The sequence below is a fragment of the Paracoccus aminovorans genome (assembly GCF_001546115.1).
Classification (GTDB): domain Bacteria; phylum Pseudomonadota; class Alphaproteobacteria; order Rhodobacterales; family Rhodobacteraceae; genus Paracoccus; species Paracoccus aminovorans_B.
The window spans coordinates 26,393-48,825 of record NZ_KQ955211.1 but is presented as its reverse complement, the minus strand read 5'-3'; the positions used below and the strand labels follow the sequence as shown (position 1 = coordinate 48,825).

Below are 22,433 nucleotides of genomic sequence, written 5' to 3'. Positions count from 1 at the left end.
GGGGCCCGCAGCCACAGCCCGAGGCCCCCGATGCCCTTCCACGAACCCGTCGATGCCGCCCTTGTCCCGCGTTTCGCGGGACATTCGACCTTCATGCGCCTGCCCGCGCTCAGCGACCCGACCGGGCTCGACGTGGCGATCCTCGGCATTCCCTGGGACGGCGGCACCACCAACCGCCCCGGCGCCCGCCACGGCCCGCGCGAGGTCAGGAACCAGTCCAGCCTGATGCGCCGCGTGCATCACGTCACCGGGGTCGCGCCCTATGAACGGCTGCGGGTGGCCGATCTGGGCGACTTGGCCGTGCAGCCCATCGACCTGATGGCGGCGCTGGCGCAGATCGAATCCGGCATCAGTGCCATCTGCGCGGCCGGCGCGCGCCCGCTCTCGGTCGGCGGCGACCACCTGACCACGCTGCCGGTGCTGCGCGCCATCCACAAGGCCGGGCGCGGCCCGCTGGGGCTGGTGCAGTTCGACGCCCATTCCGACACTAACGACAGCTATTTCGGCGGCAACCGCTATACCCACGGCACCCCCTTCCGCCGCGCGATCGAGGAAGGCATTCTCGACCCGCGCCGCATGGTGCAGATCGGCATCCGCGGCTCGATCTACGCCGCGGACGAACACCAATGGGCGCAGGACCAGGGCATCCGCATCATCTATATCGAGGAATTCGCCCGCCGCGGCGCCGATGCGGTCTCGGCCGAGATCCGCGCCCTGATGGGCGATGCGCCCTGCTACGTCACCTTCGACATCGACAGCATCGACCCCGCCATGGCCCCCGGCACCGGCACGCCCGAGATCGGCGGCTTGACCACGCGCGAGGCGCAGGCGCTGGTGCGCGGCCTCTCGGGGCTGAATATCGCCGGCGCCGACGTGGTCGAGGTCTCGCCGCCCTTCGACATCGGCGGCATCACCGCGCTGACCGGCGCGACGATGCTGTTCGAGCTGCTCTGCGTGCTGGCCGAGACCCGCTAGCCTTACTGCAAGGCCTTGTCGGTGATCTCCAGCACATAGGCCCCTTCGGGCGCCTTCGAGATCACCGGGTCCGAGCCGCCGCCCAGCAGCACCTTGACCGTGCGGTCGTAATCCGCCGGATCCAGCGCGCCATTGGAGCCGGCCGTCAGCTTGGCGATCTCGCCCATCATGCGGGCCTGCACCTCCAGCGTCTGCGCGCCGGTCTCGTCATTGTCGATGACGATCTGCGCCGCCTCGTCGGGATGCGCCTCGGCATATTTCCAGCCCTTCATCGAGGCGCGGACGAATTTTTCCATCTTGGCGACGAAAGCCGGGTCCTTCAGCTTGTCCTCCATGACATACAGCCCGTCCTCCAGCGTGGCGACGCCCTCGTCCTCATATTTGAAGGTCACCAGGTCCTCGGGCTTCAGCCCGGCGTCGATCACCTGCCAATATTCGTTATAGGTCATGGTCGAGATGCAGGCCGCCTGCTTTTGCAGCAGCGGATCGACGTTGAAGCCCTGCTTCAGCACCGTCACCCCCTCGGGCGAGCCGTCGGTCGGGATCTTCAGCGTCGCCATCCAGCTGAGGAACGGGTATTCGTTGCCGCCGAACCAGACCCCCAGGGTCTTGCCGCGGAAATCCTCGGGGCCGGTGATGCCGCTTTCCTTCAGGCAGGTCAGCATCATCCCCGAGCTTTTGAACGGTTGGGCGATATTGACCAGCGCCAGCCCCTTTTCCCGCGCGGCCAGGGCCGAGGGCATCCAGTCCACCGTCACATCCGCGCCGCCCCCGGCCATGACCTGCGTGGGCGAGATGTCGGGCCCGCCGGGCATGACGTCGACCTCCAGCCCTTCCTCCTCATAGAAACCCTTGTCCTTGGCGACGTAATAGCCGGCGAACTGGGCCTGCGTGACCCATTTCAGCTGCAGCTTCACCTCTTCCGCCTGCGCCGCCCCCACCGCGAGGGCTGCCAGAGCGGCTCCGATCAGAAATCTGTTCATTCCCGTCTCCACTGTTGGTTGCCGGTTTATCCCGGGCCGGTTGAAATCATCGCCCCCGCTGCGAAGGGTGCCAAAAGGTGACCGCCTTTTCGGCCAGCGTCATCAGGCCGAAGAAGCCGCTGCCGGCCAGCGCCGCCACCGCGATCTCGGCCCAGACCAGCGGCAGGTCCAGCTGCCCCACGGCGGTCGCGATGCGAAACCCCATGCCCCGCGTGGGCGAGCCGAAGAACTCGGCCACGATGGCGCCGATCAGGGCCAGGGTGGTGGCGATCTTCAGCCCGTTGAACAGGAACGGCATCGCCGCCGGCAGGCGCAGCTTCAGCAGCGTGTCGCGGTAGCTCGCGGAATAGGTCCGCATCAGGTCGCGTTGCAGCGGATCGGTGGCCGCCAGCCCCGCGACCATGTTCACCAGCACCGGGAAGAACACCATGACCACGACCACGGCGGCCTTCGATTGCCAGTCGAAGCCGAACCACATCACCAGGATCGGCGCGATGCCGACAATGGGCAGGGCGGCGACGAAATTGCCGACCGGCAGCAGCCCCCTTTGCAGGAAGGGAAAGCGGTCCACCGCGATGGCGGTCAGCACGGCGGCGCCGCAGCCGATGACATAGCCCGACAGCGCCCCCTTCAGGATGGTCTGGCTGAAATCGCCCCACAGCAGCGGCAAGCTGCCGGCAAGGCGCGCCGCGATGTCGGTCGGCGCCGGCAGGATCACCGGGCTGACCGCCAGCCCGCGCACCAGCCCCTGCCACAGCACCAGCAGCGTGATGCCGAACAGCGTCGGCACGAAGACCCGCGCCCATCGCGCCGCGCCATGCCGGTTCGCGACCTGCACGTTCAGCGCCATGGCCGCGATCCAGAAGCCGATGGCGGCCCAGCCCTGCCAGCTCATCGCGAAAACCCCATGCGGCTCAACGTCACCCGCTCGACCGCGCCGATCAGCATGACCAGCACCGCGGCCAGGATGGCGGCGGCGAACAGCGCCGCCCAGATCTGCACGGTCTGGCCGTAATAGCTGCCCGACAGCAGCCGCGCGCCCAGCCCCGCCGTCGCCCCTGCCGGCAGTTCCGCGACGATGGTCCCGACCAGCGCCGCCGCGATCCCGACCTTCAGCGAGGCGAACAGATAGGGCACCGAGGACGGCAGCCGCAGCATCCGCAAGCTCTGCCCCTGCGAGGCATTATAGGTCCGCAGCAGGTCCAGCTGCATCCCGTCCGGCGCCCGCAAGCCCTTGACCATGCCGACCAGCACCGGGAAGAAGCTCAGATAGGCGGCGATCAGCGCCTTGGGCAGCAAGCCCTTGATCCCGAGCGAGGCCAGCACCACGATCACCATCGGCGCGATCGCGAGGATCGGGATGGTCTGCGAGGCGATGGCCCAGGGCATCACGCTCATGTCCATCGCCCGGCTGTGCACGATGCCGATGGCCAGCAAAAGCCCCGCCGCCGTCCCCAGCGCGAACCCGGCCAGCGTCGCCGACAGCGTCACCCCGGCATGCCAGACCAGGCTGCGCTTCGAGGTGATCTTCTGCCCGGCCACGCCGTCCCACAGCCCCTTGGCGACCTGATGCGGCGCCGGCAGCACCGGCCGGTCCTGCGCCATGGTCTCGCGCAGCATCTGGCTGAAGCCGACCTCGCTGCCCGCCCGCGCCGCCTGGTCCAGCACCCAGGCCCGGTTCAGCATGACTGCCGCAGCGTACCAGATCACCAGGATCGCCAGCAGCACGGTCAGGACCGGCAGGACGCGGCTCATGTCGCAATCCTTCCGCAAACGGCGCCAAACGGTGCATCCTCGGTGTACGCGCGGTGTACGCCCCGTGCATCCGCGGTGCGGGCCGCAGCCTCAATCATGACCGTGTCCCTCGTGCAAACCCTCGCGCACCTCATGGGCGATGCGGATGAACTCGGGCGAGTCGCGAATATCCAATGGCCGGACCCGCGGCAGCGGGCTTTCGATCACCTTGGTGATGCGCCCCGGGCGCGGCGACATGACCACGATCCGGGTGGACAGGTAAACCGCCTCGGGGATGGAATGGGTGACGAAGGCGATGGTCTTGCCGGTCCGCTGCCACAGCCGCAACAGCTCCTCGTTCAGCCGGTCGCGCACGATCTCGTCCAGCGCGCCGAAGGGCTCGTCCATCAGCAGGATCTCGGCGTCGAAGGCCAGCGCGCGGGCGATGCTGGCGCGCTGCTGCATGCCCCCCGACAGCTGCCAGGGGAACTTGCGGCCGAACTGGCCCAACTCGACCAGATCCAGCACCGCCTGGACCCGCTCGGCCTGCTCGGCCTTCGGATAGCCCATGATCTCCAGCGGCAGGCGGATGTTCCCGGCGATGGTGCGCCAGGGATAAAGTCCAGCCGCCTGAAAGACATAGCCATAGCTCCTGGCCCGCCGCGCCGCGTCCGCCGTCATGCCGCGCACGGTCAGGCTGCCGCCGGTCGGCGTCTCCAGCGCGGCGATGCAGCGCAGAAGCGTGGTCTTGCCGCAGCCCGAGGGGCCGATGAAGCTGATGAAATCGCCGGGCGCCACGGTCAGGTCCACGTCCTTCAGCGCATGGACCGGGCCGTCGTCGGTGGGAAAGGTCAGGTTCAGGTGCCGGGCCTCGATGACCGCCGGTGCCGCCTCCACCTCACACCCCGCTGGCCGGAATGCCGGCGCGCGACACCGGCCTGGGCTCGCTCAGCGCCTTCCAGGTCGACAGCGCCCGGCCGACAGCGCCCCGGGGCTCGCGCGCCACGAACTGGCCATGGCCCTCATGCGTATCGACCTTGCCCTCGGTCACCGCGACCACGCCGCGGGTCAGGGTAAAGCGCGGCAGCCCCACCACCTCGCGCCCCTCGAAGACGTTGTAATCAATGGCGGATTGCTGCCGCGCCGCCGTGATGGTCTTTTTCGCCTCCGGATCCCAGACCACCAGATCGGCATCCGCGCCAACCAGCACCGCGCCCTTCCTGGGATAGATGTTCAGGATCTTGGCGATATTGGTCGAAGTCACCGCCACGAACTCGTTCGGCGTCAGCCGCCCGGTCCTGACACCCATGGTCCACAGCATCGGCATCCGCTCCTCAAGGCCGCCGGTGCCGTTCGGGATCCTGGTGAAATCGCCGATGCCAAAGCGTTTCTGCGCGGTGGTAAAGGCGCAATGATCCGTCGCCACGCAAGACAGGCTGCCCGAGGCTAGCCCGGCCCACAGGCTGTCCTGATGCCGCTTGTCGCGGAACGGCGGCGACATCACCCGCCGCGCCGCATGGTCCCAATCCGGGTTGGCATATTCGCTCTCGTCCAGCACCAGATGCTGGATCAGCGGCTCGCCCCAGACCCGCTTGCCCAAGCTCCGCGCCCGCCGGATCGCCTCATGGCTTTCCTCGCAGGAGGTATGCACGACATAAAGCGGCACCCCGGCCATGTCGGCGATCATGATGGCGCGGTTCGTCGCCTCGCCCTCGACCTGGCTCGGTCGGGAATAGGCATGCGCCTCGGGCCCGGTGTTGCCCTCGGCCAGCAGCCTGGCCGACATGCTGGCGACGATGTCGCCATTCTCGGCATGGACCAGCGGGATCGCCCCCAGCTCGGCGCAGCGCCGGAAACTGGCGAAAAGCTCCTCGTCATTCACCATCAGGCTGCCCTTGTAGGCCATGAAATGCTTGAAGGTATTGATGCCGCGCTCGGTCACGGCCTGCATCTCGTCAAAGACCTGCTCGCCCCACCAGGTCACGGCCATGTGAAAGGAATAGTCGCAACAGGCCCGCCCGGCCTTGTTGTCCCATTTCTTCAAGGCATCCAGCAGCCCCTCGCCCGGGGCAGGCAAAGCGAAATCCACCACCATCGTGGTGCCGCCCGCCAGCGCCCCCCGCGTCCCGCTCTCGAAATCGTCGCTGGAATAGGTGCCCATGAACGGCATCTCCAGATGCGTATGCGGGTCGATCCCGCCCGGCATGACATAGCAGCCCGTCGCATCCAGCACCGTGTCGCCCGCCAGCCCTTCGCCGATCCCGGCGATCCGCCCGCCCTCGATCAGCACATCCGCCGGATAGCTCAGATCCGCCGTGACGATTGTGCCGCCCTTGATGACCGTGCTCATGCCTCAGCCCTTCTTTGTTGCGAAAATACCCCGGGGGTCCGGGGGCAGAGCCCCCGGCCCGGCCGCGCCATCACGCGACCACCTCGGCCGTCTCCAGCACCGCATGCAGCAGCACGTCGGCCCCGGCCGCGGCCCATTCCGGGCTGATCTCCTCGGCCTCGTTATGCGAGAGCCCACCCACGCAGGGACACATGACCATGGTGGCCGGCGCCACCTTCGCCGCCCAGCAGGCATCATGCCCCGCACCCGAGATGATGTCGCAATGATCCAACCCCAGCCGCTCGGCCGCCTCGCGCACCCGCCCGACCAGCACCGGATCGAAGGTCACCGGGTCGAAATGCCCCACCGCCTCGACCGAACAACCCACTGACGACGCGTCACAAATCTCCTGCGCGCGCCTCTCGATCACGGCCCGCATCCCGTCCAGCTTGGCCTGGTCGGGGCTGCGGATGTCGACCGTGAACACCACCGTTCCCGGCAGCACGTTGCGCGAATTCGGGCTGAACTTCACCTGCCCGACACCGCCCACGGCGCCGGGCTGGGCGGCCATTGCAACCTCTTGAACCATCTCGAAAATTCGCGCCATGGCCAGCCCGGCATTCACCCGCATCTCCATGGGCGTCGAGCCGGTATGCGCCTCGCGCCCGGTCAGGGTGAATTCCAGCCACCACAGCCCTTGGCAATGCGTCACCACGCCGATGGTCTTCTGCTCGGCCTCCAGGACCGGGCCCTGCTCGATGTGATATTCGAAATAGGCGTGCATCTTGCGGGCGCCGACCTCTTCCTCGCCCAGCCAGCCGATGCGCTTCAACTCGTCGCCGAAGCGCAGGCCCTGCTGATCCTCGCGAGCATAGGCATAGTCCAGGTCCAGCACCCCGGCGAAGACGCCCGAGGCCAGCATGGCCGGCGCGAAGCGCGCGCCCTCCTCATTGGTCCAGTTCGTCACCACGATCGGATGCCGGGTGCGGATGCCGAGGTCGTTCATCGTCCGCACCAGCTCCAGCCCGGCCAGCACGCCCAGCACGCCGTCGTATTTTCCGCCGGTCGGCTGGGTATCCAGATGCGAGCCGACATAGACCGGCAGCGCGTCCGGGTCCTCGCCCGGCCGGGTGGCGAACATGGTGCCCATGCGGTCCACGCCCAGGCTCAGGCCCGCCTCCTCGCACCAGCGCTGGAACAGGGCGCGGCCCTCGGCATCGGCATCGGTCAGGGTCTGGCGATTGTTGCCCCCGGCCACGCCGGGACCGATCCTGGCCATCTGCATCAGGCTGTCCCACAGCCGCGCGGAATCGATGCGGAGATTCTCTCCGGGTGCTGGCATGTCCTTGATCTCCCTGTCGGCTTCGGGGCTTCGGCCCTCTTGCGACGAATCCTTTTCTGACCGTATGGTCAGATTGCAGGAGGCCACGTTCTGACCATTCGGTCAACAAAAATTCAGCCGCAGAGGCCCGGATGAGTGCCAGTTCCGATGCAGAAGGCCCAAGAATCGGGCGACGCGAGGCAAACCGCCGCGCCACCGAGGAGGCGATCCTGAACGCGGCCGAGACGATCTTTGCCGAGGCCGGCTTCGGCGGCGCCACCATGCAGCTGATCGCGGGCCTTGCCGGCCTGCCGAAAGCCAACCTGCACTATTATTTCGCCAGCAAGGAAGAGCTTTACCGCCGCGTGGTCGAGCGCATCTTCCAGATCTGGCTGGAAGCCGCGCGGGCCATGGACGACGCCCCCGGCCCCGCCGAGGGCATCGCTGCCTATATCGACGCCAAGATGGAGATCTCGCGCCGGCATCCGAACGGCTCGAAGGTCTGGGCCAGCGAGGTGATGCATGGCGCGCCGGTGATCCAGGACTATCTGGAGACCACGCTGCGCGACTGGACCGCCGGGCGGGCCGCGGTGATCCAGGGCTGGATCGACGCCGGCAAGATGGCGCCGACCGATCCGCAGCACCTGCTTTACATGCTCTGGGCCGCGACGCAGCATTACGCCGATTTCGGCCACCAGATCGAGGTGCTGAACGGCGGGCCGCTGGGCGATGCGGACTGGCGCGCGGCGCGGGAATCGGTCAAACGGGTCATCCTGCGCGGCATCGGCGTGGCGGTCTGACGGGAAAGGGCGACATTGGACGACGGCAATCCGGCACGGACGCGCATCCAGCGCCGCAACCGCAAGGCCATTCTGGAGGCCGCGCTGGAGGTGTTTTCCGCCCAGGGTTTTCGCGGCGCGACGTTGGACCAGATCGCCGCCGAGGCCGGGCTGTCGAAGCCGAACCTGCTGTATTACTTCGCCTCGAAGGAGGCGATCCATGCCGAGCTGCTGGCCGGCCTGCTGGATATCTGGCTGGCGCCGCTGCGCGAGCTGGACCCGGCCGGCGCGCCGCAGGCCGAGATCCTGCGCTATGTCCGCCGCAAGCTGGAGATGAGCCGCGCCATGCCGCGCGAAAGCCGGCTTTTCGCCAATGAGATGCTGCAGGGCGCGCCGCGCCTGGCCGAGGCGCTGCCCGGGCTGAAGGCGCTGGTCGACGAAAAGGCCGGCGTCATCCGCGCCTGGAGCGAGGCGGGAAGGCTGGCGCCGGTCGATCCGCATCACCTGATCTTCGCCATCTGGGCCCTGACCCAGCATTACGCCGATTTCGAGGTGCAGGTGCGCGCCGTGCTCGGCCCCGGCCATGACCCTTACGACGAGGCCGGCGCATTCCTGGACCTGCTGTTCGCGCGGTTGCTGCGGGTCTGACGCGCGGCAGCCGGGGGTTTCACACCCCCGGACCCGCTCGATACCGGGGGTTTCACACCCCCGGACCCCCGTGGGGTATTTGCAGAGCAAAGAAGGCGATCATTCGGCGGCGCGGCTCATCGGGTTGTTGGGATGCGTGGTCCAGTTAGCATAGCTCGCGACCGGGCGGCCGGTGCGCGGGTCGATGTCGCCCTGCGGCAATTCCTTCATGGTGATGCAATCGACCGGGCAGACATCGATGCAGAGGTTGCAGGCGACGCATTCCTCGTCCTTGACGACATAGGTGCGGCCGGGCTCGACGCCGATGGCCTGGTGCGAGGTGTCCTCGCAGGCGGCGAAGCAGCGGCCGCATTTGATGCAGGCGCCCTGATCGATCACCGCCTTGGTGGTGTAGTTCAGGTTCAGGTATTGCCAGTCGGTGACCTTGGGGACCGCGCGGCCGACCAGATCCGCGACCGAGGTGAAGCCCTTGTGGTCCATGTAATCCGACAGGCCCGAGATCATCTCCTGCACCACCTTGAAGCCATAGGTCATGGCCGCGGTGCAGACCTGGACCGAGCCGGCGCCAAGCGCCATGAACTCGGCCGCGTCGCGCCAGGTGGTGACGCCGCCGATGCCCGAGATCGGCAGGCCCCGGGTGGCCGGGCTGCGGGCGATTTCCGCCACCATGTTCAGCGCGATGGGCTTGACCGCCGGGCCGCAATAGCCGCCATGCGTGCCCATGCCGTCGATCATCGGCTCGGGGCAGAAAGCGTCGAGGTTGACCGAGGTGATCGAGTTGATGGTGTTGATCAGGCTGACCGCGTCGGCGCCGCCGCGCTTCGCCGCCTCGGCGGGCTTGCGGACATCGGTGATGTTCGGAGTCAGCTTGACGATGCAGGGCATGCGGGAGTGGGTCTTGACCCAGCGCGTCACCATCTCGATGTATTCCGGCACCTGGCCCACGGCCGAACCCATGCCGCGTTCGGCCATGCCATGCGGGCAGCCGAAGTTCAGCTCGACCCCATCGGCGCCGGTGTCCTCGATCCGGTGCAGGATGTCCTTCCAGCTTTCCTCGTCGCAGGGCACCATCAGGCTGATGACCAGCGCGCGGTCGGGATAGTCGCGCTTGACCGACTTGATCTCGCGCAGGTTCACCTCCAGCGGGCGGTCGGTGATCAGCTCGATGTTGTTCAGCCCCATGACGCGGCGGTCGGGGCCGTGGATGACGCCGTAGCGCGGGCCGTTCACGTTGACGATCGGCGGGCCTTCGGCGCCGAGCGTCTTCCAGACCACGCCGCCCCAGCCGGCCTCATAGGCGCGGCGGACGTTGTATTCCTTGTCCGTGGGCGGGGCCGAGGCCAGCCAGAACGGGTTCGGCGACTTGATGCCGATGAAGTCGGTCGCGAGATTCGCCATGGCTCAGGCCCCCATCAGGAAATTGTGGATGTCCTCGGCGGCGTCGCGGCCCTGGGCCACCGCCGTCACGGTCAGGTCGTCGCCGCCGAGCGCGCAGTCGCCGCCGGCCCAGACCCCGGCGGCCGAGGTGCGGCCCAGGGCATCGGTGCGGATCTTGCCGGATTCCAGCGCGATCTCGGCCGGCATCGGGCCGAGGGTCTGGCCGATGGCCTTGAATACCTGGTCGGCCGGCAGGCGGAAGGTCTGGTCGGTCAGCTCCAACCCCAGCGCGCCGCGGCGGGTATAGGCGAATTCGACCTCGCGCACCGCGCCATTGCCATGGATCGCCACCGGGGCGGCGTTCTCGATGATGCGCACGCCATTGGCCAAGGCGTGCTCTTGTTCATGGGCCGAGGCCGGCATCTCGGCCCGGGCGCGGCGATAGACGATCGAGACGTTCAGCGCCCCCAACAGCCGCGCCTGCACCGCGGCATCGACCGCGGTCATGCCGCCGCCGATCACCACCACGTCGCGGCCGATGGGCAGCGCCGCGAGGTCGCGCGCCTGGCGCAGTTCGGCGATGAAGCCGGTCGCGGGCTCGACGCCGCGCTTGTCCTCGCCCTCAAGGCGCAGGGCGTTGACGCCGGACAGCCCCATGCCCAGGAAGACCGCGTCGTAATCGCCGACCAGATCCGCAAGCACGCCGTCGCGGCCCAGCTGCCAGTCGTCGATCAGGCGGATGCCGCCGATCTGCATCAGCCAGGCCACCTCGCGCGCGGCGAAGCCGTCCACCGCCTTGTAGGAGGCGATGCCGTATTCGTTCAACCCGCCGGGCTTGGCCCGCGCCTCATGCAGCACCACGTCATGGCCGTGCATCGCCAGCCGGTGCGCGCAGGCCAGGCCCGCGGGCCCGGCGCCGACCACGGCGACCGTCCTGCCGGTCGCGGCGGCGCGCAGGAAGGGGTGGCTTTGCCGCGCCATGATCGTGTCGGTAGCGTGGCGTTGCAGCGCGCCGATCTCGACCGGCTTGCCCTCGGCGGTCTGACGCACGCAGGAGCCTTCGCACAGGTTCTCGGTCGGGCAGACGCGGGCGCACATGCCGCCCAGGATGTTCTGCGACAGGATGGTCAGCGCCGCCGCCTCGGGCGTGCCGGTCGCGATCTGGCGGATGAACAGCGGGATGTCGATCGAGGTCGGGCAGGCCTCGGTGCAGGGCGCGTCGTGGCAGAAATAGCAGCGGTCCGATTCCACCCGGGCCTGATGCGCATCCAGCGGCGGCGCCACGTCGCTGAAATTGGTGCAATAGCTGTCATGCGACAGCCGGCCGGGCACCACCCCCGGCGTGAACTGGCTGTTGGTCACGATGGACCTCCCTGGCTTGTTATTGCCTGCGAGCGTCTCACAGGCTGATTTTTTATCAAGTGGTAAAATTCAGAACCGCCGCCGCCGGAGCGCGAAAACCGCGCGCCGAGGCAGACGCCTGCGCAGGCTGCGACAGAATGCGGCATATGCACATGAATCGCTGCTGCGATGCAGCGACTCAGTGCTCGGCTTCGGAACGGCGGAAAATCGCAGAGCCCGCCGCCGAAGCTCGGCAGGGCCTGTCGCCGGTCGCGGCCGGATGCTTGGGAAAAACGCTGGATTCTGCTGATTTTTTCGGCTGTAATTCCCCGCAGGAAAGCATTTCTCCCTGAGAGAAAGTTTCTCTTGAAGAAAAACGAATTCCGGTGAATAAATTTTCTCAGAGCCTTCCCTGAACATGATGGAGAAGAAAAACATGTGCGGCATTGTTGGCCTGTTCCTCAAGAACGACGCCTTGCACCCCAAGCTGGGTGACCTGTTGACCGATATGCTGATCACCATGACCGACCGCGGCCCGGACAGCGCCGGGATCGCGATCTATGGCGATGACAGCAACAAGCTGAAGATCACCGTGCAGTCGGACACGCCCGACGAAACCTTCCACGGGCTGGACACCGCGCTGTCGCTGGCGCTGGACGGGCCGGTGACGATGCGCGTTATCGATACCCACGCCGTGCTGACCCTGCCCGAGGGCACCGAGGCCCAGGCCCGCGCCTTCATGGCCGAGAAGGGCATCCGCGTCATGGGCGCCGGCCATTCGATGGAGATCTACAAGGAAGTCGGCCTACCCAAGGACGTGGCCGAGCGTTTCCACCTGCGCGACATGGCCGGCAGCCACGGCATCGGCCACACCCGCATGGCGACCGAAAGCGCCGTGACCACGCTGGGGGCGCACCCGTTCTCGACCGGCGACGACCAGTGCCTGGTGCATAACGGCTCGCTCTCGAACCACAACCAGATGCGCCGCATCCTGACCGAGAAGGGCTTCAAGCCGCAGACCCAGAACGACACCGAGGTCGCCGCCTGCTATATCTCGTCGCGGCTGGCCGAAGGCGCCAACCTGGGCGAGGCGCTGGAGGGCACGCTGGACGACCTGGACGGGTTCTTCACCTTCGTCGTCGGCACCAAGAACGGCTTCGGCGTCGTGCGCGACCCGATCGCCTGCAAGCCCGCCGTCATGGCCGAAACCGACGATTACGTCGCCTTTGGCAGCGAATACCGCGCATTGGCCAACCTGCCGGGCATCGAAACCGCCCGCGTCTGGGAGCCCGAGCCTGCCACCGTCTATTTCTGGGAACGCTGACATGCAGACTATCGACCTTGCCAAAACGCCGCTGCGCGAACTGAACCAGGCCCTGCAAGCGCAGGCCGAACAGACCAACCAGACCGAATGGGTGATCGAGAATCCCAAGGGTGGCCATGCCATCGCCGTGGGCCTGGATGCGCCGATCGAGGTCACCGTAAAGGGCTCGACCGGCTATTACTGCGCCGGCATGAACCAGCAGGCGACGATCAAGGTCACCGGCTCGGCCGGGCCGGGCGTGGCCGAGAACATGATGTCGGGCACCGTCATCATCGACGGCGACGCCAGCCAATATGCCGGCGCCACCGGCCAGGGCGGGTTGCTGGTCATCAAGGGCAATGCCTCGTCGCGCTGCGGCATCTCGATGAAGGGCATCGACATCGTGGTGCATGGCAACATCGGCCACATGTCGGCCTTCATGGCGCAGTCCGGCAACCTGGTGGTGCTGGGCGATGCCGGCGACGCGCTTGGCGACTCGCTTTACGAAGCGCGGCTGTTCGTGCGCGGCAAGGTCAAGTCGCTGGGCGCCGACTGCATCGAGAAGGAGATGCGGCCCGAGCATGTCGAGATCCTGAAGGACCTGCTGGAACGGGCCGGCGCCGACGCGGACCCGTCCGAGTTCAAGCGCTACGGCTCGGCCCGCAAACTCTACAACTTCCACGTCGACCACGCTGGCGCCTACTGATGAGGGACATCATGGACAAGACCCCGCAAACGCTGCCCCGCGAAAGCTACACCTACTCGGCCAGCATCAACTCGGAAATCCGCCGCGCCGCAGACACCGGGATCTACGACATCCGCGGCGGCGGCGCCAAGCGCAAGGTGCCGAGCTTCGACGACCTGCTGTTCCTGGGCGCCTCGATCAGCCGCTATCCGCTGGAAGGCTATCGCGAGCGCTGCGACACCTCGGTGACGCTGGGCACGCGCTTTGCCAAGAAGCCGATCGAGCTGAAGATCCCGGTGACCATTGCCGGCATGAGCTTCGGCGCGCTGTCGGGCCCGGCGAAAGAGGCCCTGGGCCGCGGCGCCACCCTGGCCGGCACCTCGACCACCACCGGCGACGGCGGCATGACCAACGAGGAACGCGGCCACTCCGAAAAGCTGGTCTATCAGTACCTGCCGTCGCGCTATGGCATGAACCCGAACGACCTGCGCCGCGCCGACGCCATCGAGATCGTGGTCGGCCAGGGTGCGAAGCCGGGCGGCGGCGGCATGCTGCTGGGCCAGAAGATCACCGAGCGCGTCGCCCGGATGCGCAACCTGCCCATCGGCATCGACCAGCGCTCTGCCTGCCGGCATCCCGACTGGACCGGCCCGGACGACCTGGAGATCAAGATCCTGGAGATCCGCGAGATCACCAATTGGGAAAAGCCGATCTACATCAAGATCGGCGGCGCCCGGCCCTATTACGACACCGCGCTGGCGGTGAAGGCGGGCGCGGACGTGGTGGTGCTGGACGGCATGCAGGGCGGCACCGCCGCGACGCAGGACGTGTTCATCGAGCATGTCGGCCAGCCGACGCTGGCCTGTATCCGCCCCGCCGTGAAGGCGCTGCAGGACCTGGGCATGCATCGCAAGGTGCAGCTGGTGGTCTCGGGCGGCATCCGCTCGGGCGCCGATGTGGCCAAGGCGCTGGCGCTTGGCGCCGATGCTGTCGCCATCGGCACCGCGGCGCTGATCGCGCTTGGCGAGAACGACCCGAAATGGGCCGCCGAATACGACACGCTGGGCACCACGGCCGACGCCTATGACGACTGGCACGAGGGCAAGGACCCGGCCGGCATCACCACCCAGGATCCCGAGCTGATGAAGCGCTTCGACCCGATCGAGGGCGCGCGCAAGCTGCGCAACTTCCTGGCGGTGATGACGCTGGAATGCCAGACCATCGCCCGCGCCTGCGGCAAGAGCCATGTCCACAACCTGGAGCCCGAGGATCTGTGCTCGCTGACGCTGGAGGCGGCCGCGATGGCGGGCGTTCCGCTGGCTGGCACGAGCTGGATCCCTGGTCAGGGCGGCTTCTGATCAAGACCAGAAGGGCGGGCCACGCGAGCCCGCCCCGGCTTTATCCGTATTCAACAGGGACCAAATCAATGACCGATCTTGCCGAATTCGCCCGGGAAAAAGGCGTCAAGTATTTCATGGTGTCCTACACCGACCTGGGTGGGGCGCAGCGCGCCAAGCTGGTGCCGGCCTATACGATCAACAACGTCGTCAAGGGCGGCGCCGGCTTTGCGGGCTTCGCGGGCGGGTTCGTCCTGACCCCCGCGCATCCCGACATGCTGGGCGTGCCGGACCCGACGACCGTCATCCAGCTGCCCTGGAAGCCCGAGGTGGCCTGGGTCGCGGCCAACCCCGCGATGTACGACAGCCCGCTGCCGCAGGCGCCGCGCAACGTGCTGCGCAACGTGATCGCCGATGCCGAAAAGGAAGGCCTGCGCATCAAGACCGGGGTCGAGCCCGAGTTCTTCTTTCTGTCGCCCTGCGGCGGTCAGATCGCCGATACCCGCGACGTGGGCTCCAAGCCCTGCTACGACCAGCAGGCGATCATGCGCCGCTATGACGTGATCTCGGAAGTCAGCGACTACATGATCGACTTGGGCTGGGAGCCCTATCAGAGCGACCACGAGGACGCCAACGGCCAGTTCGAGATGAACTGGAAATACGACGACGCGCTGGCGACCGCCGACAAGCTGGCCTTCTTCAAGTTCATGCTGAAATCGGTCGCCGAGAAGCACGGGCTGCGCGTGACCTTCATGCCCAAGCCGTTCCTGGAGCTGACCGGCTCGGGCATGCATGCCCATATCTCGGGCTGGAGCCTCGACGGCGAGACCAACGCCTTCTACGACGGCAATGACGAGCTGGGCCTGTCCGAAGTCGGCCACCACTTCCTGGGTGGCATCATGAAGCACGCCTCGTCGCTGGCGGCGATCACCAACCCGACGATCAACAGCTACAAGCGCATCAACGCGCCGCGCACCTCGTCGGGCGCGACCTGGGCGCCGAACTCGGTCACCTGGTCGGGCGACAACCGCACCCACCTGGTCCGCGTCCCCGGCAAGGGCCGGATCGAACTGCGCCTGCCGGACGGGGCCTCGAACCCCTACCTGCTGCAAGCCGTCATCATGGCCGCCGGGATCGACGGGGTCCGCAACAAATGCGACCCCGGCAAGCGCCTGGACATCGACATGTATGCCGACGGCCACACCGTCAACGACGCGCCCAAGCTGCCGCTGAACCTGCTGGACGCCATTCGCACCTTCGATGCCAACACCGAACTGAAGGCGGCGCTTGGCGAAGAATTCGCGCAGGCTTTCGTCGAGATGAAGACCAAGGAATGGAATTCCTACTGCGGCCATCTGACACAGTGGGAGCGGGACAACACGCTTGACATCTGAACCAATTCTGCCCCGGCCCTGCGCCGGGGCCAAAATTGGATCAATTGGTTCCTTTTGGACTGGCAGACCCCGGAGCAACGCGTTACAAATGGCGTATTGAAACCGGAGTCTGCCATTTTGTCGTCTCTCCCGCAGCCGCCGCATGTCGCCGCCCCCAGCAAGCCCGCGTCCGGCCCCGCCGTGCAGATGGTGGTCGACGCCCTGAGCAATCGGCTGGCCTCGGGCGATTATCCACAGGGCAGCCGCCTGCCGGCCGAGCGCCAGCTGGCCGCCAGCCTGCAGGTGGCGCGCAATACCCTGCGCGAGGCATTGGACATCCTGGAACAGAAGGGTCTGATCCAGCGCCGCGCCGGCGCCGGCTCCTATGTCGTCGAGCCCGAGCATTGGGACAATACCGTGCCGGTCGCCGCCGCCACCGGGCCGCTGCATCTGCATGTCACCCGCGGCATCCTGGAACCCGAGATCGTGCGGCTGGCGATCCTGAACATGCCCGCCGCCGGGATCGAGACGCTGGCCCAGCTGGTCGAGGAGATGCGGGCGACCAACGACCCGGCGCAGTTCACCCGCGCCGAGGAGGATTTCCAGCAGAAGCTGGCCGAGGGCACCGGCAATCCGCTGCTGGTCAGCTGCTACAACCTGGTGGTCAAGGCGCGCCGCCAGCGCCACCGCGCCGCCATGCTGCGCCGGCTAATGACCGCCGAGCGCCTGGCCTTCCAGCGCTGCGTCCATGCCGCGCTGCTCAATGCCATCGCCTCGCGCGATATCGCCGCCGCGACGGAACTGGTCCAGGAAATGCTGGTCGAGGAACAGCGCCTGCTCATGCAGGAGGACTGATCCCCGCCCCCGGCAGCCACTTGCCACCCATGCCGGCACGCTGCTGCCACAGCAGGCCCAGGGCCTCCATCTCGTGCAGAAGCAGCGCCTCGTGCCGGTCGAGCCAGCCCAGGACCGAGCGGAAGCTGGCGATGCGGGCCACGCCATCGGTCACGCGCACCACCGGCCAGTTGCCGATCAGGGCGTTGTCGATGCCGAACAGCGCCTCGCCATACCAGCGCGCCGGGCCGAAAACCTGCATCATCTGGCCGCCGCGCTTCATCGAATCGAGCACGCTCAGCGGCTCGGTGGTGCCGGCGATCTCGACCGCCTGGTGCCACAGGTCCAGCGCGGCCGCATATTCCCAGCTGACCGCCGACCAATGCCCCGGGAAACGCTGCTGATAGGCGGCGTGAAATGCCGCCGGCTGGCGAAAGAAGAACGCCGTGCCTGCCAGCGCCGGATCGTCGAAGTCCGGGAAATGAAAGGTGAAATCCTGCATGAATTCGACCGAGGTCCGCGCCACCAGCCGGTGGTAGTTGTCGCCGGTGGCCGACAGGATCGGGCCGCGGAAGCCGGCGTGAAAGGCGGCCTCGGTCAGGGCATGGACCATATGCGGCTCGGACGAGCACCAGCACAGCACCTCGGGGTCCTGCGCCAGCATGGCCGCGACCATCGCCTCGGCGTCGCATTCCTGCGGCGGATAGCGCAGCTCGGAAACCACGGTCATGCTTTCCGCAGCGAAAGCAGCGCGGTAGCTGGCAAGCGAGGGCAGGCCCAGCATGTCCTCCTGGCTGCATAGCGCAACGCGCCTCAACTCGGGCCGGGCCTCGGCCAGCCATTCGACGCCGGTGACGACAAAGATCGGATGCACCTCGGCCGGGGCGATCAGGCTGGGGGTATCGGGCGACAGGTCGAAGGGCAGCAGCGTCGTGGTCAGCACCCGTCGCGTCATCAGCCAGGGCAGCGCCGGGGCCAGCGAATCACCCCCCAGCGTCAGCATGACCCGCACCCCCAGCCGCTCGACCAGCTCCATGGCCGCCATGCGGGTTTCGTCGGGACCGATGGCGGCATCGCGGGCCAGGATCTCGACCCGGCGGCGCTGCGCGCCCAGGATCAGCCCGCCCTGTTCGTTCACCCAATCCGCCCAGATCTGGCAGCCCTCCAGCCCCGGCTTGCCCCAGGGCGCGGACGGCCCGCTGAGCGGTGCCAGCAGGCCGATTCGCACCGGGCCGGCGCTGCGGCGCAGATTTCGCGGCAGGCTGCCGGCCAGTGCCAGCCGCTGTGCCAGTGAGCTTTGCATGTTCGTTCCCGATTTGCGCGAATCCTCGCCACGTTACACGGAATTTCGCGCTGAAACTCTTCCTCGCAATAAAAATTCTTGACCAAAGGGGAACCAGAGCCTCTAATTGGTCCAATCCAAATATATCGGAACCATAAATTGGTCCGAACCACAGGGAGCAACACATGACGAAGCGAGTCGCCGTTATCGGCGCTGGCCCTTCCGGGCTTGCCCAGCTACGTGCCTTTCAATCCGCCGCCCGCAAGGGCGCCGAGATCCCCGAGATCGTCTGTTTCGAGAAGCAGTCGAACTGGGGCGGGCTGTGGAACTATACCTGGCGCACCGGCACCGACGAGCATGGCGAGCCGGTGCATGGTTCGATGTACCGCTATCTCTGGACCAATGGTCCGAAAGAGGGGCTGGAGTTCGCCGACTATTCCTTCGAGGAGCATTTCGGCAAGCAGATCGCCTCCTATCCGCCGCGCGCGGTCATGTTCGACTATATCGAGGGCCGGGTGAAGAAGGCCGGCGTGCGCGACTGGATCCGCTTCAACACCGTGGTGCGCTGGATCGAATATGACGAAGAGGCGCAGGACTTCACCGTCACCGTGCACGACATGACCCGCGACCACGTCTATCGCGAGCGTTTCGACCACGTCATCGTCGCCTCGGGGCATTTCTCGTCGCCGAACGTGCCGGAATACCCGGGCTTCGACCAGTTCTACGGCCGCATCACCCATGCCCACGACTTCCGCGACGCCCGCGAATTCAGCGGCCAGGACGTGCTGATCGTCGGCTCCAGCTATTCGGCCGAGGACATCGGCTCGCAATGCTGGAAATACGGCGCGAAATCGGTGACCTCCTGCTATCGCTCGGCGCCGATGGGCTTCAAATGGCCCGACAACTGGGAAGAAAAGCCGGCCATGGAGCGGGTCGAGGGCAAGACCGTGTTCTTCAGCGACGGCAGCAGCCGCGAGGTCGATGCGATCATCCTGTGCACCGGCTACCGGCATTATTTCCCGTTCCTGCCGGACGACCTGCGGCTGAAGACGGCGAACCGGCTGGCGACGGCGGATCTCTACAAGGGCGTGGTCTATGTCCACAACCCGCGCATGTTCTATGTCGGCATGCAGGACCAGTGGTTCACCTTCAACATGTTCGATGCCCAGGCCTGGTACGTGCGCGACATCATCCTGGGCCGCATCGCGGTGCCCGCCGACAAGCAGGCGATGCTGGCCGACGTGGCCGAGCGCGAGGAGCGCGAGGAAGCCAGCCCCGACGTGAAATATGCGATCAAATACCAGGGCGACTACGTCAAGGAGCTGATCGCCGAAACCGACTATCCCAGCTTCGACGTCGATGGCGCCTGCGCGGCCTTCTACGAATGGAAGCACCACAAGGCCGAGGACATCATGGCCTTCCGCAACCATTGCTATCGCTCGGTCATCACCGGGACCATGGCGCCGGTGCACCATACGCCCTGGAAGGACGCGCTGGACGACAGCATGGCCGCCTATCTGCGCAACTGATCCCCCCGACTGGGGGTGGTGGCAGCATCCGCCACCCCCGTCTTTTTCCCGGCAATGGAGGCTCGGATGAGCGCCATCACCTATCCCGGCCTGCTTCGCCCCGGCCCGCCCCGGCCCAGCGGGCTGCGCGTGGCATCCCCCGTCAGCCGCGCCCCCGCGCAGGAACGCCACACCGTGACCGGCGGCGGCGCGCTGCTGTTGCCGCTGGCGCAGGGCGACCGCGTCACCGTCATTAACGCCGAGGGCGGCCAGCGCGCCGAGTTGGTCGCGGTGGACATGCAGGGCCGTCCCGGCCTCTTGGGCCCGGCCTCGGACGAGCCGCACGGGCTGCGCCGGGCGCTGAGCTCGGGCGAGGACAGCCTGACCCGGCTTGCCCGCGGCATCGCGGCGCGCGGCATCGACCTGTCGAAGAACCACGCCATCGCGCTGTTCGGGGCGGAAAGCCCCGCCGGCGACCGCGCCGAATTCACCGCCGAAGGCGCCGGCTGGCTGATCGCCTGCGCGCCCGGCGATCCGATGGACCCGGAGAGCGGCGACACCGCCAGCCCGCTGACCCTGCTGATCGACCGCGCGAGCCCGCGCGCCAAGCAGGGGTTCGCGCTGCCCGACCCGCTGGCCGACCCGATCCTGGACATCCGGGTGAAATCCGCCACGGCCGAGGCCTATCTGGTCCGGGCCGGCGAATATATCCAGATCCAGGACGTGGACGGCCGGCAATGCACGGATTTCCAGTGTTTCGACGCCCGCAAGCTGGATCGCGGCATCCAGAACCCGCTGGACGTCACCACGACCCGCACCATCCTGGGCCACAGCTATGCCATGCCCGGCCTGCATGCGAAATATTTCGACCAGGACAATACCCCGCTGGTCGAGGTGGTGCAGGACACCTGCGGCCGGCACGACGCCTTTGCCATGGCCTGCTCGTCGAAATATTATGACGACATCGGCTATCCCGGCCACGCCAATTGCTCGGACAATTTCAACGGCGCGCTGGCGGAATACGGCGTCGATCCGCGCAAGGGCTGGATGGCGGCGAATTTCTTCTTCAACACCTGGATCGACGCGCATGGCGTGCTGATGACCGACGAGCCCTGGTCCCGGCCGGGCGACTACGTGCTGCTGCGGGCACTGACCGACATCGTCTGCGTGTCCTCGGCCTGCCCCGACGACACCAGCCCCGCCAATGGCTGGCACCTGTCGGACATCCATGTCCGCAGCTATGCCGCCAGCGAACGCTTCCAGCGCGCCGTCGCCTGGCGGCCCATGCCAGAGTCAGAGCCGATCATGACCCGACAGACCGCCTTTCACGACAATTTCGCCGCGCTGACCCGCGACTTCATCGAATACAAGGGCTTCTGGCTGCCGAACACCTTCCCGAACTCCTCGCCCGAAGAGGAATACCGCGCCTGCCGCAGCGGCGTGGCGGTCATGGACCTGTCGGCCCTGCGCAAGTTCGAGGTGACCGGCCCGGACAGCGAGGCCCTGATGCAATGGGTGCTGACCCGCGACGTCAAGAAGCTGGGCGTGGGCCAGGTGGTCTATTCCGCGATGTGCTATCCGCATGGCGGCATGGTCGACGACGGCACGCTGTTCCGCATGGGGCCGGACCGCTTCCGCTGGATCGGCGGCACCGATTACGGCGGCGAATGGATGCGCGAGCAGGCTCAGGCGCTGGGGCTGAACGTGATGATCCGCGCCTCGACCGACCAGCTGCACAACCTGGCCGTCCAGGGGCCGAAAAGCCGCGAGGTGATGAACGCGGCGATCTGGACCGCGCCGCACCAGACCGCGATCCCGGAACTGGGCTGGTTCCGCTGGACCGTCGGCCGGGTGAACGGCCCGAACGGCGCCCCGGTGGTGGTCTCGCGCACCGGCTATACCGGCGAGCTGGGCTATGAGATCTTCTGCCATCCCAAGGACGGGGCCGAGGTCTTTGCCGCCGTGGCCGAGGCCGGCGCGCCCCATGGCATCAAACCCATGGGCCTGGCCGCGCTGGATCTGTTGCGCATCGAGGCCGGGCTGATCTTCGCGGATTACGAATTCACCGACCAGACCGACCCGTTCGAGGCCGGCATCGGCTTCACCGTGCCCTTGAAGACCAAGCCCGACGACTTCATCGGCCGCGAGGCGCTGGTCCGGCGCAAGGAGAACCCGCGCTGGAAGCTGGTCGGGATCGAGATCGACAGCCGCATCCCGGCGCATCACGGCGACTGCCTGCATATCGGCCGGGCGCAGATCGGCGAGATCACCTCGGCGATGTGGTCGCCGCTTCTGGACAAGCAGATCGCCCTGGCCCGCGTGGACGTGACCCATGCGGACGAGGGCACCGAAATCGAGGTCGGCAAGCTCGACGGGCAGCAGAAACGCCTGCCCGCGCGCATCACCGCCTTCCCGCATTACGACCCGAAGAAAGAACGACCGCGGTCCTGAAACCGCGGCGCTGACGACAGAGAGGTTCGACATGATTGCAGCCCGGCGTCCCACGACGCTGGCCGGTTCCGCGCAGCCCCAGGGCTGCCCGGTGCCGGACAGAACCCCCGCCGCATCGCGGAGGGGCGCGCCTGTCGCTGCCTGTGACGGACAAAGCAAGGGAATGCCGCCGG

19 protein-coding genes are annotated in these 22,433 nt (G+C 67.2%); 10 read left to right on the top strand and 9 right to left on the bottom strand.

Annotation, left to right across the window (positions count from 1 at the left end):
- Nucleotides 1-30 precede the first annotated feature (30 nt).
- A complete protein-coding gene (gene speB, locus ASV56_RS20490; protein WP_062563828.1) occupies nucleotides 31-975 on the top strand; it encodes an agmatinase in 945 nt (314 codons plus the stop codon).
- Nucleotides 976-977: 2 nt separating this feature from the next.
- Here speB and ASV56_RS20485 read toward each other — a convergent pair whose 3' ends face one another.
- The 6 genes from ASV56_RS20485 to ASV56_RS20460 all read right to left on the bottom strand — a co-directional run bounded on the left by ASV56_RS20485 (nucleotide 978) and on the right by ASV56_RS20460 (nucleotide 7,363).
- A complete protein-coding gene (locus tag ASV56_RS20485) occupies nucleotides 978-1,958 on the bottom strand; it encodes an ABC transporter substrate-binding protein (RefSeq protein ID WP_062563827.1) in 981 nt (326 codons plus the stop codon).
- Nucleotides 1,959-2,004: 46 nt separating this feature from the next.
- Nucleotides 2,005-2,853, bottom strand: a complete 849-nt coding sequence (locus tag ASV56_RS20480) for an ABC transporter permease (protein ID WP_062563826.1) — start codon at nucleotides 2,851-2,853, stop codon at nucleotides 2,005-2,007.
- Entirely contained in the window at nucleotides 2,850-3,713 is an 864-nt protein-coding gene (locus ASV56_RS20475) for an ABC transporter permease (protein WP_062563825.1), read from the bottom strand. Before ASV56_RS20475 ends, ASV56_RS20480 begins: the two co-directional genes overlap by 4 nt.
- Before the next feature lie 90 nt (nucleotides 3,714-3,803).
- Nucleotides 3,804-4,589 carry an ABC transporter ATP-binding protein gene (locus ASV56_RS20470; RefSeq protein WP_062563824.1) on the bottom strand — a complete coding sequence of 262 codons (786 nt, stop codon included), beginning with the start codon at nucleotides 4,587-4,589 and terminating at the stop codon, nucleotides 3,804-3,806.
- 1 nt (nucleotide 4,590) lies between these two features.
- Nucleotides 4,591-6,042, bottom strand: coding sequence for a dihydropyrimidinase (gene hydA, locus ASV56_RS20465; protein ID WP_062563823.1), 1,452 nt, complete (start codon nucleotides 6,040-6,042; stop codon nucleotides 4,591-4,593).
- 70 nt (nucleotides 6,043-6,112) lie between these two features.
- Nucleotides 6,113-7,363: a Zn-dependent hydrolase gene (locus tag ASV56_RS20460; protein ID WP_062563822.1), complete on the bottom strand. Its 1,251-nt coding sequence runs from the start codon at nucleotides 7,361-7,363 to the stop codon at nucleotides 6,113-6,115.
- A 131-nt stretch (nucleotides 7,364-7,494) separates the two neighbouring features.
- Here ASV56_RS20460 and ASV56_RS20455 point away from each other — a divergent pair, with 131 nt between their 5' ends.
- Nucleotides 7,495-8,142, top strand: a complete 648-nt coding sequence (locus ASV56_RS20455) for a TetR family transcriptional regulator C-terminal domain-containing protein (protein ID WP_062563821.1) — start codon at nucleotides 7,495-7,497, stop codon at nucleotides 8,140-8,142.
- A gap of 15 nt (nucleotides 8,143-8,157) precedes the next feature.
- Nucleotides 8,158-8,769 (top strand): TetR family transcriptional regulator C-terminal domain-containing protein, encoded by a 612-nt coding sequence (locus ASV56_RS20450; protein WP_062563820.1) that lies wholly within the window; start codon nucleotides 8,158-8,160, stop codon nucleotides 8,767-8,769.
- A 99-nt stretch (nucleotides 8,770-8,868) separates the two neighbouring features.
- Here ASV56_RS20450 and preA read toward each other — a convergent pair whose 3' ends face one another.
- Nucleotides 8,869-10,167, bottom strand: a complete 1,299-nt coding sequence (preA, locus tag ASV56_RS20445; protein ID WP_062563819.1) for an NAD-dependent dihydropyrimidine dehydrogenase subunit PreA — start codon at nucleotides 10,165-10,167, stop codon at nucleotides 8,869-8,871.
- Nucleotides 10,168-10,170: 3 nt separating this feature from the next.
- The gene (locus ASV56_RS20440; RefSeq protein ID WP_062563818.1) at nucleotides 10,171-11,508 is read right to left on the bottom strand and encodes an NAD(P)-dependent oxidoreductase; all 1,338 of its coding nucleotides are present in this window, start codon (nucleotides 11,506-11,508) and stop codon (nucleotides 10,171-10,173) included.
- Nucleotides 11,509-11,923: 415 nt separating this feature from the next.
- On the opposite strand from ASV56_RS20440, the gene ASV56_RS20435 reads away from it, so the two are divergent.
- The 5 genes from ASV56_RS20435 (at nucleotide 11,924) to ASV56_RS20415 (ending at nucleotide 17,040) form a co-directional block, all read left to right on the top strand.
- Nucleotides 11,924-12,811, top strand: a complete 888-nt coding sequence (locus tag ASV56_RS20435; protein ID WP_062564055.1) for a class II glutamine amidotransferase — start codon at nucleotides 11,924-11,926, stop codon at nucleotides 12,809-12,811.
- 1 nt (nucleotide 12,812) lies between these two features.
- Nucleotides 12,813-13,496, top strand: a complete 684-nt coding sequence (locus ASV56_RS20430) for a GltB/FmdC/FwdC-like GXGXG domain-containing protein (RefSeq protein ID WP_062563817.1) — start codon at nucleotides 12,813-12,815, stop codon at nucleotides 13,494-13,496.
- Between the two features lie 11 nt (nucleotides 13,497-13,507).
- On the top strand, nucleotides 13,508-14,833 hold the full coding sequence (locus tag ASV56_RS20425; RefSeq protein ID WP_156429277.1) for an FMN-binding glutamate synthase family protein: 1,326 nt from the start codon (nucleotides 13,508-13,510) through the stop codon (nucleotides 14,831-14,833).
- A gap of 68 nt (nucleotides 14,834-14,901) precedes the next feature.
- A complete protein-coding gene (gene glnT / locus ASV56_RS20420) occupies nucleotides 14,902-16,206 on the top strand; it encodes a type III glutamate--ammonia ligase (RefSeq protein WP_062563815.1) in 1,305 nt (434 codons plus the stop codon).
- Between the two features lie 117 nt (nucleotides 16,207-16,323).
- On the top strand, nucleotides 16,324-17,040 hold the full coding sequence (locus ASV56_RS20415; protein WP_253880190.1) for a FadR/GntR family transcriptional regulator: 717 nt from the start codon (nucleotides 16,324-16,326) through the stop codon (nucleotides 17,038-17,040).
- Here ASV56_RS20415 and ASV56_RS20410 read toward each other — a convergent pair.
- Nucleotides 17,024-18,322, bottom strand: a complete 1,299-nt coding sequence (locus tag ASV56_RS20410; RefSeq protein WP_062563813.1) for an ABC transporter substrate-binding protein — start codon at nucleotides 18,320-18,322, stop codon at nucleotides 17,024-17,026. The two genes, ASV56_RS20415 and ASV56_RS20410, sit on opposite strands and share 17 nt — an antisense overlap.
- A gap of 164 nt (nucleotides 18,323-18,486) precedes the next feature.
- On the opposite strand from ASV56_RS20410, the gene ASV56_RS20405 reads away from it, so the two are divergent.
- Both ASV56_RS20405 and ASV56_RS20400 read left to right on the top strand, forming a co-directional pair.
- The gene (locus tag ASV56_RS20405) at nucleotides 18,487-19,830 is read left to right on the top strand and encodes an NAD(P)-binding domain-containing protein (RefSeq protein ID WP_062563812.1); all 1,344 of its coding nucleotides are present in this window, start codon (nucleotides 18,487-18,489) and stop codon (nucleotides 19,828-19,830) included.
- Nucleotides 19,831-19,896: 66 nt separating this feature from the next.
- Nucleotides 19,897-22,260, top strand: a complete 2,364-nt coding sequence (locus ASV56_RS20400; protein WP_062563811.1) for a DUF1989 domain-containing protein — start codon at nucleotides 19,897-19,899, stop codon at nucleotides 22,258-22,260.
- Nucleotides 22,261-22,433: the final 173 nt, after the last annotated feature.

Coding starts and splice junctions, on each gene's coding strand:
- ASV56_RS20410 (WP_062563813.1), bottom strand. CDS start 18,322: ATGCAAAGCTCACTGGCACAGCGGCTGGCACTGGCCGGCAGCCTGCCG.
- glnT (WP_062563815.1), top strand. CDS start 14,902: ATGACCGATCTTGCCGAATTCGCCCGGGAAAAAGGCGTCAAGTATTTC.
- ASV56_RS20475 (WP_062563825.1), bottom strand. CDS start 3,713: ATGAGCCGCGTCCTGCCGGTCCTGACCGTGCTGCTGGCGATCCTGGTG.
- ASV56_RS20455 (WP_062563821.1), top strand. CDS start 7,495: ATGAGTGCCAGTTCCGATGCAGAAGGCCCAAGAATCGGGCGACGCGAG.
- hydA (WP_062563823.1), bottom strand. CDS start 6,042: ATGAGCACGGTCATCAAGGGCGGCACAATCGTCACGGCGGATCTGAGC.
- ASV56_RS20480 (WP_062563826.1), bottom strand. CDS start 2,853: ATGAGCTGGCAGGGCTGGGCCGCCATCGGCTTCTGGATCGCGGCCATG.
- ASV56_RS20400 (WP_062563811.1), top strand. CDS start 19,897: ATGAGCGCCATCACCTATCCCGGCCTGCTTCGCCCCGGCCCGCCCCGG.
- ASV56_RS20430 (WP_062563817.1), top strand. CDS start 12,813: ATGCAGACTATCGACCTTGCCAAAACGCCGCTGCGCGAACTGAACCAG.
- preA (WP_062563819.1), bottom strand. CDS start 10,167: ATGGCGAATCTCGCGACCGACTTCATCGGCATCAAGTCGCCGAACCCG.
- ASV56_RS20425 (WP_156429277.1), top strand. CDS start 13,508: ATGGACAAGACCCCGCAAACGCTGCCCCGCGAAAGCTACACCTACTCG.
- ASV56_RS20485 (WP_062563827.1), bottom strand. CDS start 1,958: ATGAACAGATTTCTGATCGGAGCCGCTCTGGCAGCCCTCGCGGTGGGG.
- ASV56_RS20405 (WP_062563812.1), top strand. CDS start 18,487: ATGACGAAGCGAGTCGCCGTTATCGGCGCTGGCCCTTCCGGGCTTGCC.
- ASV56_RS20435 (WP_062564055.1), top strand. CDS start 11,924: ATGTGCGGCATTGTTGGCCTGTTCCTCAAGAACGACGCCTTGCACCCC.
- ASV56_RS20460 (WP_062563822.1), bottom strand. CDS start 7,363: ATGCCAGCACCCGGAGAGAATCTCCGCATCGATTCCGCGCGGCTGTGG.
- speB (WP_062563828.1), top strand. CDS start 31: ATGCCCTTCCACGAACCCGTCGATGCCGCCCTTGTCCCGCGTTTCGCG.